This is a genomic window from Pseudomonas sp. GM60 (genome assembly GCF_000282415.1).
Lineage (GTDB): Bacteria > Pseudomonadota > Gammaproteobacteria > Pseudomonadales > Pseudomonadaceae > Aquipseudomonas > Aquipseudomonas migulae.
This window is the reverse complement of record NZ_AKJI01000022.1, coordinates 20,213-34,392: the sequence shown is the minus strand read 5'-3', so window position 1 is coordinate 34,392 and position 14,180 is coordinate 20,213. Positions and strand designations below refer to the sequence as shown.

Annotated in this window: 13 protein-coding genes; 10 read left to right on the top strand and 3 right to left on the bottom strand. The window is 61.9% G+C overall.

Translation table 11 applies throughout. The features are described from left to right. Window positions 1-9 precede the first annotated feature (9 nt). The 10 genes from PMI32_RS26290 to PMI32_RS26330 all read left to right on the top strand — a co-directional run bounded on the left by PMI32_RS26290 (window position 10) and on the right by PMI32_RS26330 (window position 11,381). Entirely contained in the window at window positions 10-942 is a 933-nt protein-coding gene (locus PMI32_RS26290; protein ID WP_008024870.1) for a quinoprotein relay system zinc metallohydrolase 1, read from the top strand. A gap of 238 nt (window positions 943-1,180) precedes the next feature. Further along, the gene (locus PMI32_RS26295; protein ID WP_008024869.1) at window positions 1,181-2,956 is read left to right on the top strand and encodes a PQQ-dependent methanol/ethanol family dehydrogenase; all 1,776 of its coding nucleotides are present in this window, start codon (window positions 1,181-1,183) and stop codon (window positions 2,954-2,956) included. Between the two features lie 250 nt (window positions 2,957-3,206). Next, entirely contained in the window at window positions 3,207-4,727 is a 1,521-nt protein-coding gene (exaC, locus tag PMI32_RS26300) for an acetaldehyde dehydrogenase ExaC (protein WP_008024867.1), read from the top strand. Between the two features lie 265 nt (window positions 4,728-4,992). Continuing rightward, window positions 4,993-5,064, top strand: coding sequence for a pyrroloquinoline quinone precursor peptide PqqA (gene pqqA / locus PMI32_RS29475; RefSeq protein ID WP_003253598.1), 72 nt, complete (start codon window positions 4,993-4,995; stop codon window positions 5,062-5,064). A gap of 55 nt (window positions 5,065-5,119) precedes the next feature. Next, window positions 5,120-6,034, top strand: coding sequence for a pyrroloquinoline quinone biosynthesis protein PqqB (gene pqqB / locus PMI32_RS26305; protein ID WP_008024865.1), 915 nt, complete (start codon window positions 5,120-5,122; stop codon window positions 6,032-6,034). A 133-nt stretch (window positions 6,035-6,167) separates the two neighbouring features. Next, complete coding sequence (gene pqqC, locus PMI32_RS26310; protein WP_008024864.1) at window positions 6,168-6,920, top strand: pyrroloquinoline-quinone synthase PqqC; 753 nt, start codon at window positions 6,168-6,170, stop codon at window positions 6,918-6,920. Beyond that, the gene (gene pqqD, locus PMI32_RS26315) at window positions 6,917-7,189 is read left to right on the top strand and encodes a pyrroloquinoline quinone biosynthesis peptide chaperone PqqD (RefSeq protein ID WP_008024861.1); all 273 of its coding nucleotides are present in this window, start codon (window positions 6,917-6,919) and stop codon (window positions 7,187-7,189) included. Before pqqC ends, pqqD begins: the two co-directional genes overlap by 4 nt. Next, complete coding sequence (gene pqqE / locus PMI32_RS26320) at window positions 7,167-8,309, top strand: pyrroloquinoline quinone biosynthesis protein PqqE (RefSeq protein WP_008024860.1); 1,143 nt, start codon at window positions 7,167-7,169, stop codon at window positions 8,307-8,309. The genes pqqD and pqqE overlap by 23 nt, the downstream gene beginning before the upstream one ends. Window positions 8,310-8,506: 197 nt before the next feature. Next, window positions 8,507-9,670 (top strand): alcohol dehydrogenase-like regulatory protein ErcA, encoded by a 1,164-nt coding sequence (ercA, locus tag PMI32_RS26325; protein WP_008024858.1) that lies wholly within the window; start codon window positions 8,507-8,509, stop codon window positions 9,668-9,670. After that, entirely contained in the window at window positions 9,654-11,381 is a 1,728-nt protein-coding gene (locus PMI32_RS26330) for a hybrid sensor histidine kinase/response regulator (protein ID WP_008024857.1), read from the top strand. Before ercA ends, PMI32_RS26330 begins: the two co-directional genes overlap by 17 nt. Here PMI32_RS26330 and PMI32_RS26335 read toward each other — a convergent pair. The 3 genes from PMI32_RS26335 to PMI32_RS26345 form a co-directional block, all read right to left on the bottom strand. Beyond that, entirely contained in the window at window positions 11,366-12,244 is an 879-nt protein-coding gene (locus tag PMI32_RS26335) for an aldose 1-epimerase (protein WP_008024854.1), read from the bottom strand. The two genes, PMI32_RS26330 and PMI32_RS26335, sit on opposite strands and share 16 nt — an antisense overlap. 129 nt (window positions 12,245-12,373) lie before the next feature. After that, window positions 12,374-13,261: an SMP-30/gluconolactonase/LRE family protein gene (locus PMI32_RS26340; protein ID WP_008024851.1), complete on the bottom strand. Its 888-nt coding sequence runs from the start codon at window positions 13,259-13,261 to the stop codon at window positions 12,374-12,376. 52 nt (window positions 13,262-13,313) lie between these two features. Next, window positions 13,314-14,132 (bottom strand): NAD-dependent epimerase/dehydratase family protein, encoded by an 819-nt coding sequence (locus PMI32_RS26345; protein WP_008024848.1) that lies wholly within the window; start codon window positions 14,130-14,132, stop codon window positions 13,314-13,316. Window positions 14,133-14,180: the final 48 nt, after the last annotated feature.

Below are 14,180 nucleotides of genomic sequence, written 5' to 3'. Positions count from 1 at the left end.
GAGCGCGTGATGCGCTGGATGCTGCTGTTGTTCATCTGCCTGAGCCTTCCGGCGTTGGCCGAACTCGACTATTCACTCAAACCCCGACAGATCGCCGCCGACACCTGGCTGCTGGAAGGCAGCACCGACAATTTTGCCAAGGCCAACGGCGGCAACATCGTCAACACCGCCTTCATCGTCACCGAACGCGGGGTGGTGGTGATCGACACCGGGCCGTCCCGGCGATACGGCGAAGCGATGCGCAAAGCCATTGCCGCGACCACCGACAAACCGGTGATCCAGGTGCTGCTGACGCATCATCATCCCGATCATGTGCTGGGCAATCAGGCCTTCAGCGATGTGCCGATCGGCGCGCTCGCGGGCACCTGCGAGTTGTTGAAGCAGCAGGGTGACGCCATGGCCGAGAACATGTATCGGCTGGTGGGCGACTGGATGCGGGGCACCGAAGTGGTGTTGCCGACCGAGACGCTGACGCCCGGCGTGCGAAATTTTGGGGATCACGATCTGCGCCTGCTGAGCCTGGGTGGGCATACCGGCGCGGATCTGGCTATTCTCGACCAGCAAACCGGCGTGCTGTTTGCCGGGGATCTGGTGTTTTACCAGCGGGCGCTGACCACGCCCAACAGCCCGGGGTTGTCGGTGTGGCTGGCGGACATCGCCACGCTTCAGGGGTTGGCGTGGACGCTCATCGTCCCCGGTCACGGCCCGATCTCCACGGATGCAAAACCGTTCGAACAAATGCGCGACTACCTTGGCTGGCTCGACCAGTTGATGCGCGAGGGTGCGGCCGACGGCAGCGACATGGCCGAGATGATCCGCAGCCCGATTCCCGAACGCTTCGCCGGGATCAGCCTGAGTCGCTACGAACTGATCCGCAGCGTCAGCCATCTCTATCCGCGCTACGAGCGCACGCAAATGAAACGCGTTGACTCAAACCTGTAGGAGCCAGCTTGCTGGCGATCGGGACGCCGCGGTCTGCCTGATACACCGCGTCGCCTGGATCGCCAGCAAGCTGGCTCCTACAGGGTTGGGGCGTTCAAAAAACCGATGTCAGACCCTGTACTAAGGAACTAGCAATCTCAGCACTGCGGGCAATTGTTGCAAGGGCGGCGGCGCCCAAGAATCTGCACCAGACCGGGAAAATTTCCCGGGTATAACAATAACCGCAGAGGCAGCCGTCATGACCCAACCCGCACGTCGCCAACCCTTCGTCTTGAGCCTGTTGCTCAGTGCCATGCTGTTGTCCGGCACTGCATTGGCCGCCGTCACCGACCAGGACATTCTCCAGGACCCCAAGAACCCGGAGCAGGTCGTCACCAACGGTCTGGGCGTCCAGGGTCAACGCTACAGCCCGCTCGACACCCTCAACGTCAACAACGTGAAGGACTTGCGGCCGGTCTGGGCCTTCTCCTTCGGTGGCGAAAAACAACGCGGTCAGCAAGCACAACCGATGATCAAGGACGGCGTGATGTACATGACCGGCTCCTACTCGCGGGTGTTTGCGGTGGATGCGCGCACCGGCAAGAAACTCTGGCAATACGATGCGCGTCTGCCCGATGACATCCGCCCGTGCTGTGACGTGATCAACCGGGGCGTGGCGCTGTATGGCGACCTGGTGATTTTCGGTACCCTCGACGCCAAGCTCGTGGCCCTGAACAAAGACACCGGCAAAGTGGTGTGGAGCAAGAAAGTCGCCGACCACAAGGAAGGCTATTCGATCAGCGCCGCGCCGCTGGTGATCAACGGCAAACTGATTACCGGCGTGGCCGGTGGCGAGTTCGGCGTGGTGGGCAAGATCGAAGCCTACGACCCGAAAAACGGTGATCTGTTGTGGACCCGGCCAACCGTCGAGGGCCACATGGGCTACGTCTACAAGGACGGCAAAGCAGTAGAGAACGGCATCTCCGGTGGCGAAGCAGGCAAGACCTGGCCCGGCGATCTGTGGAAAACCGGCGGCGCCGCACCTTGGCTCGGCGGCTACTACGACCCAGAAACCAATCTGCTGCTGTTCGGCACCGGCAACCCGGCGCCGTGGAACTCGCACCTGCGCCCTGGCGACAACCTTTACTCGTCGTCACGCCTGGCGCTGAACCCGGACGACGGCACCATCAAATGGCATTTCCAGAGCACGCCCCACGACGGCTGGGACTATGACGGCGTGAACGAACTGGTGTCGTTCAACTACAGCGAAGGCGGCAAAGAAATCAAAGCCGCCGCGACTGCGGACCGCAACGGTTTCTTCTACGTACTGGATCGCACCAACGGCAAGTTCATTCGCGGCTTCCCCTTCGTCGACAAGATCACCTGGGCCACTGGCCTCGATAAACAAGGCCGGCCGATCTACAACGAAGCCAGCCGTCCGGGCGCACCGGGCACCGAAGCCAAGGGCAGTTCGGTGTTCGTCGCCCCGGCGTTCCTCGGCGCAAAAAACTGGATGCCGATGGCCTACAACAAGGACACCGGGTTGTTCTACGTACCGTCCAACGAGTGGGGCATGGACATCTGGAACGAAGGCATCGCCTACAAGAAAGGCGCAGCATTCCTCGGTGCCGGTTTCACCATCAAGCCCTTGAACGAAGACTACATCGGCGTACTGCGCGCCATCGACCCGAAAACCGGCAAGGAAGTCTGGCGTCACAAGAACTTCGCGCCGCTGTGGGGCGGGGTGCTGACCACTAAAGGCAACCTGGTGTTCACCGGCACGCCGGAAGGTTTCCTCCAGGCGTTCAATGCCAAGACCGGCGAGAAAGTCTGGGAATTCCAGACCGGCTCCGGCGTACTCGGCTCGCCCGTGACCTGGGAAATGGACGGCGAGCAGTACGTTTCGGTTCTGTCCGGATGGGGCGGCGCGGTTCCGCTGTGGGGCGGTGAAGTGGCCAAGCGCGTGAAGGACTTCAACCAGGGCGGCATGCTCTGGACCTTCAAGTTGCCGAAAGACCTGGTGGCCAAGCACTAACTCCGCCACACCCCTGTAGGAGCGAGCTTGCTCGCGATGAACCTGAGGCCGACGCGGGGCACCAGACACCCCGCGTTATCGTTGACGACCATCGCGAGCAAGCTCGCTCCTACAGGGGAATGCGTGAAACCTACTACCAAATAACGAGAGCCCCCCCTGCCAACGGCGCATTCGTCTGGCACGCGGGGCTCTCTACTATCGGTTCATCGCCTGTTTGCCCGACAGGCATCGACCCAGACAGAGGCCCATCATGATCTACGCACAACCCGGAACACCCGGCGCCGTCGTTTCCTTCAAACCGCGCTACGGCAACTTCATCGGCGGCGAGTTCGTCGCACCGGTCAATGGCGAGTACTTCACCAACACCTCGCCGGTAACCGGTGAAGTGATCGCCGAGTTCCCGCGCTCCAGCGCCGCCGACATCGAAAGGGCGCTCGACGCCGCCCACGCCGCTGCCGATGCCTGGGGCAAAACCTCGGCGCAGGACCGCTCGCTGGTGCTGCTGAAAATCGCCGATCGCATCGAACAAAACCTCGAAATCCTTGCCGTCACCGAAACCTGGGACAACGGCAAGGCCGTGCGCGAAACCCTCAACGCCGACGTGCCGCTGGCCGCCGACCACTTCCGTTACTTCGCCGGTTGCATCCGTGCACAGGAAGGTGGCGCCGCCGAAATCAACGAGCTGACCACCGCCTATCATTTTCACGAGCCATTGGGCGTGGTCGGGCAGATCATCCCGTGGAACTTCCCGCTGCTGATGGCCGCGTGGAAACTCGCCCCGGCCCTGGCGGCCGGCAACTGCATCGTGCTCAAGCCTGCCGAGCAGACACCGCTGTCGATCATGGTCTTCGCCGAACTGATCGCCGACTTGCTGCCGGCCGGCGTGCTCAACATCGTGCAAGGTTTCGGCCGCGAAGCCGGTGAGGCACTGGCCACCAGCAAACGTATCGCCAAGATCGCCTTCACCGGCTCCACTCCGGTGGGCGCGCACATCATGCATTGCGCCGCCGAGAACATTATTCCGAGCACCGTCGAACTGGGCGGCAAGTCGCCGAACATCTTCTTCGAAGACATCATGAACGCCGAGCCACAGTTCATCGAGAAAGCCGCCGAAGGTCTGGTGCTCGCCTTCTTCAACCAGGGCGAAGTCTGCACCTGCCCGTCGCGTGCGCTGGTGCAAGAGTCGATCTACGAACCGTTCATGGCCGAGGTGATGAAGAAGATCGTCAAGATCAAACGCGGCAACCCGCTGGACACCGACACCATGGTCGGCGCCCAGGCGTCCGAGCAGCAATACGACAAGATTCTCTCGTACCTGAAAATTGCCCAGGAGGAGGGCGCCGAGCTACTCACCGGTGGCGCGGCGGAACGGCTTGAAGGCGACTTGTCGAGCGGCTATTACATCCAGCCGACCCTGCTCAAGGGCCACAACAAGATGCGCGTGTTCCAGGAAGAAATCTTCGGCCCGGTGGTGGGCATCACCACGTTCAAGGACGAAGCCGAAGCCCTGGCGATTGCCAACGACAGCGAGTTCGGCCTCGGTGCCGGCCTGTGGACCCGCGACATCAACCGTGCCTACCGCATGGGCCGGGCGATCAAGGCCGGGCGCGTCTGGACCAACTGCTACCACCTGTACCCGGCGCATGCCGCGTTCGGTGGCTACAAGAAATCCGGTGTCGGCCGTGAGAACCACAAGATGATGCTCGACCATTATCAGCAGACCAAAAACCTGCTGGTGAGCTACGACATCAACCCGCTGGGGTTCTTCTAACCCCCGCAAAATCACCACAATCCCCCTGTGGGAGCGAGCCTGCTCGCGATGGCGGCGTGACAGTCAACATCAATGTTGAATGTAATGGCCTCATCGCCGGCAAGCCGGTCTCGCTCCCACATTGGATTTTTGTGTGCCTGACGACCGCGCCATACCCCCTACCAACGCACCCCACAACCTCCTTCGAAAGTAGCATTCGGGCGCCCGGCGCACCGTGCATTAATGGTGCTACCGGAATCGTCCGGCACAAGAAGAGGAATGACCCATGTGGACTAAACCCGCGTTTACCGATCTGCGCATTGGCTTCGAAGTGACGATGTATTTCGCCAACCGCTGATCGTCCACCCGGCCAGCCGCTGCGTTGGCCGGGCCTGCCTTCTGGAGCATCGCCCATGCACATTCGCGTTCTCGGTTCCGCCGCTGGCGGTGGTTTTCCGCAGTGGAACTGCAACTGTCGCCAGTGCGCCGGTATGCGCGATGGCAGCCTGCGTGCGCAACGTCGCACGCAATCCTCCATTGCCCTGAGCGACAACGGTGTGGACTGGGTGCTGTGCAATGCCTCCCCGGATATCCGCGCGCAACTCGAGAGTTTCGCGCCGCTGCAACCGGCACGTCGTTTGCGCGACACGGCCATTGCCGGCGTGGTCCTGATGGACAGCCAGATCGACCATTGCACCGGCCTGTTGAGCCTGCGCGAGGGCTGCCCGCATTCGGTGTGGTGCACCGAGCGGGTTCATGAAGACCTGAGCAGCGGCTTTCCGTTATTCACCATGCTCAAGCACTGGAACGGCGGTTTGCAGTGGCAACCGATCGGACTCGACCGACAGCCGTTCAGCATCGCGGCCTGCGAGCATTTGCAGTTTCGGGCCATTCCACTGGTCAGCAATGCACCGCCGTATTCACCGAACCGAGGCAACCCACAGCCGGGTGACACCATTGGCTTGTTTATCGAAGACCGGCGCACGGGCGCTTCGTTGTTCTATGCGCCGGGCCTCGGGCAAATCGATGACGAGGTGTTGAGCTGGATGCAGCGTGCCGATTGCCTGTTGCTGGATGGCACGTTGTGGCGCGATGACGAAATGCGCGTCTGTGAAGTCGGCCAGAGCCTGGGCAGCGAGATGGGGCATCTGCCGCAGAGTGGGGCAGGCGGGATGCTGGAGGTGTTGGAGGGTTTTACTCGTCAGCGCAAGGTGCTGATCCACATTAACAACACCAACCCGATCCTCGACGAAGACTCGGCTGAGCGGGCGTTGCTGGAGCGGCGGGGGATCGAGGTGGCTTATGACGGCATGGATATTGTGCTGTAGCGGATGACGCCTTCGCGGGCAAGTCGGATCGCCGCACCGCTCGCTCCTACAGGTACAGCGTGGTCCTTGTAGGAGCGAGGCTTGCCCGCGAAGGCGCCAGACCAGACACCGCAAATCCTCCAGGAGACCTGCAATGACTGATACAGCGATGACCCCCACCGAATTCGAACAGGCCCTGCGCGCCAAAGGCGCGTACTACCACATCCATCACCCGTTCCACCAAGCCATGTACGCCGGTCGTGCCAGTCGTGAGCAGATTCAAGGCTGGGTCGCCAACCGCTTCTACTACCAGATCAACATTCCGCTCAAGGACGCCGCCATCCTCGCCAACTGCCCGGACCGCGACGTGCGTCGCGAATGGCTGCAACGGATTCTCGACCACGACGGCGTGCCTGGCAGCGAAGGCGGTATCGAAGCCTGGCTGCGGTTGGGCGAAGCGGTGGGCCTGGATCGTGAGCAGATTCTGTCCCAGGAGCTGGTATTGCCCGGTGTACGTTTCGCCGTGGACGCCTACGTCAATTTCGCCCGGCGCGCCTGCTGGCAGGAAGCGGCCAGCAGCTCGCTGACCGAGCTGTTCGCCCCGCAGATCCACCAGTCGCGGCTGGACGCCTGGCCCGCGCATTACCCGTGGATCGACGTCGCCGGTTACGACTATTTCCGCACGCGCCTGAGTCAGGCGCGGCGCGATGTCGAGCACGGTTTGCGCATTACCCTGGCGCACTACGTCACCGTCGAAGCCCAGCAGCGCATGCTGGAAATCCTCCAGTTCAAGCTCGACGTGCTGTGGAGCATGCTCGACGCCATGAGCATGGCCTATGAGCTGGAACGCCCGCCGTATCACACGGTGACCAGCGAACGCGTCTGGCATCGGGGGATCGCCTTGTGAGCCCGATCAATCGTGCGCAGTCACCGGCATTGCGCCGGGGTTTTCGGCTGCAGTGGGAACCTCGTCAGGACTGCCACGTGCTGCTGTACCCCGAAGGCATGATCAAACTCAACGCCAGTGCCGGGCAGATTCTCGATCTGCTGGACGGTCAACGCAGTGTGGCGGCGATCATTGATTTGCTCTCCGCGAGTTTTCCCGGTGTGCCGGGGATCGACGAGGATGTGCTGGCGTTTCTGGAGGTGGCCCATGCTCAATTCTGGATCGAATGATGCGCCGCCGGGGCCACCGCTGTGGCTGCTGGCGGAGCTGACTTATCGCTGCCCGTTGCAATGCCCCTATTGCTCAAATCCATTGGATTTCGCCCAGCAAGGCGCAGAGCTGAGCACTGACGAATGGATTCGCGTGTTCCGCGAAGCGCGTGCGATGGGCGCTGCGCAACTGGGGTTTTCCGGCGGTGAGCCGTTGGTGCGCCAGGACCTGGCGGAGCTGATAAAAGCCGCACGGGACATGGGTTACTACACCAACCTGATCACCTCGGGCATCGGCCTGACCGAACAGAAAGTCCATGATTTCAAGGTCGCCGGGCTCGACCATATCCAGATCAGCTTCCAGGCCGCCGACGAGGCGGTCAACAACATGCTCGCCGGTTCGCGCAAGGCGTTCGCGCAGAAACTCGCCATGGCCCGCGCGGTGAAAGCCCAGGGTTATCCGATGGTGCTGAATTTCGTCACCCATCGGCACAACATCGACCGCATCGACCGCATCATCGACTTGTGCCTGGAGCTGGAAGCGGATTTTGTCGAGCTGGCCACGTGTCAGTTTTATGGGTGGGCCGAGCTCAATCGCGTGGGCCTGTTGCCGACCCGCGAGCAATTGCAGCGCGCCGAACGCATCACTAATGAATACCGCGAACGGCTTGAAGCGCAGGGGCATCCGTGCAAGTTGATCTTCGTCACCCCGGATTACTACGAAGAACGCCCCAAGACCTGCATGAACGGCTGGGCCAACCTGTTTCTCGACATCACCCCGGACGGCACGGCGTTGCCCTGTCATAGCGCCCGGCAATTGCCGGTGACATTCCCCAATGTGCGCGAACACAGCATCGAGCACATCTGGACCGACTCCTTCGGTTTCAACCGCTTCCGTGGCGACGACTGGATGAAGGAGCCGTGCCGTTCCTGCGATGAAAAACACAAGGACCTGGGTGGCTGCCGCTGCCAGGCGTTCATGCTGACCGGCGATGCCGCCAATGCCGACCCGGTGTGCAGCAAGTCACCGCACCATGGCGTGATCCTCAAGGCTCGCGAGGAGGCCGATGCGCCGGGGCAGGGCATGGAACATTTGACCTTGCGCAATGAGAAGGCCTCCCGCTTGATCTATCGCGGATAGATCAAACACCGCAAATCCCCTGTAGGAGCGAGCCTGCTCGCGATGGTGTGTCAGCAAAATAAGTGTCGACTGACACACCATCGCGAGCAGGCTCGCTCCCACAGGGGAATCAACGTTGATCTTTGGTCTGATTGCATTCACAGCCGGATGGGTTAGTGTGGTTCCTACCTTCCAAAACAATAAAAACAGGCTTTCCAATGAGCCAGAGTCTCAGCCAGCTGCGTAAATTCGTTTCGCCTGAAATCATCTTCGGTGCCGGTTGCCGGCACAACGTCGGCAACTATGCCAAGACCTTTGGCGCGCGCAAGGTCCTGGTGGTCAGCGATCCCGGCGTCATTGCCGCCGGGTGGGTCGCCGATGTCGAGGCCAGCCTGCAGGCCCAGGGCATCGATTACTTTTTGTATAGCGACGTTTCGCCCAACCCGCGTGTCGAGGAAGTCATGCTCGGTGCCGAGTTGTACCGGGAAAACCATTGCGACGTGATCGTCGCCGTCGGTGGCGGCAGCCCGATGGATTGCGGCAAGGGCATCGGCATTGTCGTCGCTCACGGGCGCAGCATTCTCGAGTTCGAAGGGGTGGACACCATCAGCGTGCCCAGCCCGCCACTGATCCTGATCCCGACCACCGCCGGCACCTCGGCGGACGTCTCGCAATTCGTGATCATCTCCAACCAGCAAGAACGCATGAAATTCTCCATCGTCAGTAAAGCGGTGGTGCCGGACGTGTCTCTGATCGACCCGGAAACCACCCTGAGCATGGACCCGTTCCTGTCGGCCTGTACCGGCATCGACGCGTTGGTGCATGCCATCGAAGCCTTCGTCTCCACGGGCCACGGGCCACTGACCGACCCCCACGCGCTGGAAGCCATGCGCCTGATCAACGGCAACCTGGTGCAGATGATCGCCAACCCGACGGACATCGCCCTGCGCGAGAAAATCATGCTCGGCAGCATGCAGGCCGGGCTGGCGTTCTCCAACGCGATCCTCGGCGCGGTGCACGCCATGTCTCACAGCCTCGGTGGCTTCCTCGATTTGCCCCATGGCCTGTGCAACGCGGTGTTGGTGGAGCACGTGGTGGCCTTCAATTACAGCTCTGCGCCGGAACGCTTCAAGGTAATTGCCGAGACGTTCGGCATCGATTGCCGTGGCCTCAATCACCGGCAAATTTGCGGGCGGCTGGTTGAACATCTGATCGCGTTGAAACACGCCATCGGCTTCCACGAAACCCTCGGCTTGCACGGCGTCAGCACGGCGGACATCCCGTTCCTGTCGCAACATGCCATGCACGACCCGTGCATCCTGACCAACCCGCGTGAATCCAGTCAGCGTGATGTCGAGGTCGTCTATGGCGAAGCCCTCTGACGAGCAACAGGCGGCGCTGGCCGGCTTGCTCGGATTGGGCAGCCATTCGGCGCGCAAGAGCCATTACCCGGAACTGGCCGCCCGCCTGGAGGACCTGGAAACCGAGCGCAATCGCTACAAGTGGCTGTTCGAGCACGCGGTCTACGGGATTTTCCAGGCCAGCCTCGACGGCGGCATGCGGGCAGCCAACACGGCGCTGGCACGCATGCTCGGCTATCAGGGCCCGCAAGACGTGATGTTTTCCAAGGCAGACCTGGCCAGCCAGCTGTTCGTCGGCGGTGAGCAGGAGCTGGAAAACATCGGCGAGATCCTTCGGCATCAAGGCAGCCTGCATGGCTACGAAACCCAGTTGCGTCGCCAGGACGGCAGCAGCGTCGATGTGCTGATGAACCTGTTGCTCAGGCCCGATAAGGAACAACTGGTGGAGGGGTTTGTCGCCGACATCACCGAGCGCAAACAGGCCCAGCAACGGTTGCAACAGCTCAATGACGAACTGGAGCAACGCGTCACCGCGCGCACCGACGAATTGCTCGAAGCCAACCGCAACCTGCAGCAACAGATCACCCAGCGTAAACAGATCGCCGAAGCCTTGCGCGATGCCCGTGATGCCGCCGAGGCCGCCAATCGCAGCAAGGACAAATACCTCGCCGCCGCCAGTCATGACCTGCTGCAACCGCTCAACGCCGCGCGTTTGCTGATTTCGACCCTGCGTGAGCGCAAACTGCCGGACGTCGAGCAGGTGCTGGTCGAACGCACGCATCAGGCCCTGGAAGGGGCGGAGGATTTGCTCACCGATTTGCTGGACATCTCCCGGCTCGATCAAGCGGCAGTCAAACCGGATGTCGCGTTGTACCGCCTCGATGAATTGCTCGGGCCGCTGGTGTCGGAATTCCAGTCAGTGGCCGACGCGGCCGGGCTGCGCTTGCGTGTGCACATGGGCGATTACGCCATTCGCACCGACCTGCGCCTGATGACGCGCATCCTGCGCAATTTCCTCAGCAACGCCTGTCGCTATACCGACGAGGGCAGCATCCTGCTCGGTGCCCGGCGTCGTGGTGACAGGCTGCGTCTGGAAGTCTGGGACACCGGGCGCGGGATCCCGGCGGATCGCCTCGACTCGATCTTCCTTGAGTTCAATCAACTGGACGTCGGCCGCGCCGCCGACCGCAAAGGTGTGGGGCTGGGGTTGGCGATCGTCGAGCGCATCGCCAAGATTCTCGACTACCGGGTCCAGGTGCATTCGCTGCCGGGACGCGGCTCGATGTTCAGCATTGAGGTGCCGATTTCCCGTGAGGTTCCGTTACCCATCAGCCTCGCGGCGCCGCAGCCGGGCACGGGCAATCCGCTGCCAGGCCGGCGTTTGCTGGTGCTGGACAACGAGGTCAGCATTCTGCAAAGCATGAGCGCGCTGCTCGGCCAATGGGGTTGCGAAGTGGTCACCGCCACCGACGAAGCCTCGGCGCTGGCCGCGTTGCAGGGTCACGCGCCGGAGCTGATTCTGGCGGATTACCACCTCGATCATGGGGTGGTGGGGTGTGAGGTGGTCCGGCATTTGCGCGAGCATTTCAGCCAGACGATTCCGGCGGTGATCATCACCGCCGACCGCACCGATCAGTGCCGCCGCTCCTTGCAGCGACTGGATGCGCCGTTGCTGAACAAGCCGGTGAAACCCGGCAAGTTACGTGCGGTGCTGAGTCAGCTGTTGGGGTAGGCGCGGTATTGCAGGCTGAAACCCAGCTCGGCGGATTGACCTTGTTCGAGCAACACCAGTCCCGGCCGACCGGGCAAGTGGTGCGCATTGACTGGATGGCTCACCGGTTCGATGCAGAAAAACCCCAGGTCCACCGGGCAGTAGAGCAGGTAGTAATCGCTGCCGCTGGCCTGGCATTCCAGTTCATAACCGAGGTCGGGTTGCTGGATCAGGCAATGGCCATCCCATTGGCAGAAACCGTTGTCGACCAGCGTGTCGGGCAGGTCCTTGAGCTGGCGAAAATCCCACTCGGCAGGCAAAGGACCGAGTCGGGTCGGCAGTTTCGAGGCGTCGCACCACCACACCTGCTCAGCCTTGGCCTGTAACCGAGTGCCGGCGGTACGCGGCAAGTACGGATGCAGCCCCAAACCATGCCACGCGGCGCGTTCGGCCAGATGCGTGACGTGCAACTCAATGCTCAGTTTGCCCTGGCTCAAATGAAAACGCTGCCGGGCGCGATAGGCGAACGGCCTGGTGCTGTCGAGTTGCAGGACGACTTCATCGCGGGTCTGCGAAACCACCTGCCACGGTTGTTGCCAGGCGCTGCCGTGAATCGGCAGGGGATCGGTGAGGCTGTTGGGCTCGAGCGCGAGCCAGCCGTCCGGGCGATCGAAACCACCGTCGGAAATTCGGTTGGACCATGGCACCAGCGGAAAACAGCCGAGCTTGCCCGGCAGACCGGTGTTCAGCGCGTGCGCGTCACTGTGGCGCAACAGCGGCTGACCCGAACTGTTGACGGTCCAGTTGACGATGCTGCCACCAGTTTCGGGGGCGAGGGTAAGGTGGGTGAATTCGTCTTCGAGTTCGAGCAGTGTTGGCGTCATGGTGACCCGCGAAATCAATGAATGCGTGGACTATCCGTAGGAGCCAGGCTTGCCGGCGAAGGCGTGTTTGAGATCGCCTTCGCCGGCAAGCCTGGCTCCTACAGGTACAGCGTTGTCTGGCGAATTCGGTCAGTGGCTGAAAAGGGGTTCGGGCAAGCCTTTTACCCCGGGATCAAGGGCAAACACACCGCCCGCCAGTGACTGTTCGTCATGGTCGTCGCCGGGGCGGATCGAGGTCACGAACAGGGTGTCCAGTCGACTGCCACCAAAGGCGCACATGGTCGGTTTTTTCACCGGTACGGTGAGGGAGCGGTCCAGGCGTCCGTCGGGGGTGAAACGGTGAATCAGCCCGGCATCGTTGGCACAAATCCAATAGCAGCCTTCGGCATCCACGGCAGCGCCATCGGGGCGACCGCAGAAGTGATTCATGTCGACGAACAGCCGACGGTTTGTCGGTGTGCCGCTGTCAATGTCGTAATCGAAGGCCCAGATTTGCTGGGCCAGGGGATGCGAGTCAGACAGGTACATCGTGCGCCCGTCCGGGCTGAAGCCCAGGCCGTTGGGGACGATGAATCCTGAAAGTAGCGCGTCGAGCGGCCCGCGCTGGCCGTCGGCGTAGCGATACAGCGCTCCGTCGGCCGCGTTGGCGCCCATGTTCAACACCATGCTGCCGGCCCAGAAACGCCCCTGACGGTCGCAGCGACCATCGTTGAGGCGCATGTCGGTGCGCGGGTGATCGACGTGGGCCAGCAGTTCGCTGTCGAGGCTGCCGTCATTGTGCGGCTGGAGGCGGAAGAATCCGCTTTCCATCCCGGCGACCCAGCTGCCATCGCGGTGACGCGCGATGCAGGCGAGCATCTCCGGCGCCGTCCAGGCCTCGACATGCCCGGTTTCGGCGCTCCAGCGTTGCAGGCCCCCGGCGGGAATATCGACCCAGTACAGGGCGTTTTCTTCCGGGACCCAGACCGGGCTTTCACCGACCGTGTTGCGGGCATCGACAATCAATTCGGCTTGCATGGCAACTCATTCCCTGGGTTTTTGTTGTGGGGATCAAGTGAACAGCGCTGACTCAATCGCCGAACGGACCGGACGCGACAAACGCGCCACCCTGGTAAACCATCGCCGGGTCATCAGCGGCCGGCATCGGCTGGGCGTCGATTTTTGCACGGAACACTTCAGAGGTGTCCTGCGGTGCATAACCCAGCGCGGTGGCGTAGCGGTTGTCCCACCAGAGATTCTTGTTGTCGGAAGCGCCATAGACCACGGTGTGGCCGACGTTCGGCGCGTACAGGGAGCGTTCGATCAGTTGGGTCAGGTCGCCGAAGCTCAGCCAGGTGCTCATCATTCGACGGTTTAGCGGTTCCGGGAACGAGGAGCCGATACGGATGCTGACGGTCTCGATGCCGTAGCGATCGAAGTAGAAGCTGGCCATGTCTTCGCCGTAGGACTTGGACAAACCGTAGTAGCTGTCCGGGCGGCGAGGGGATCGGCCGTCAATCACTTCATCCTGTTTGTAGAAACCGATGACGTGGTTGGAACTGGCGAAAATCACCCGCTTGACGCCATGACGGCGCGCCGCTTCGTAGATGTGGAACACGCCGCAAATGTTGGCGCCGAGGATGTCTTCGAACGAATGCTCTGTCGACACGCCGCCGAAGTGCAGGATCGCGTCCACGCCTTCGACCAGGTGATGCACGGCTTGCTTGTCCGCGAGGTCGCAGGTCACGACTTCTTCGCGGTCATCAATGGCGGGGGCGATGTCGGCGATGTCCGACAGGCGAATGACTTTGGCGTAAGGGCGCAGGCGTTCGCGCAGCACTTTACCGAGGCCACCGGCGGCACCGGTCAGCAGCAGGCGATTGAAAGGGGCTTGGGAAGTGGTGGTCATGGAAGTTCCTGGGCGCGAAATTATTGTTGTTGAGTTCGTTGTAGGTTG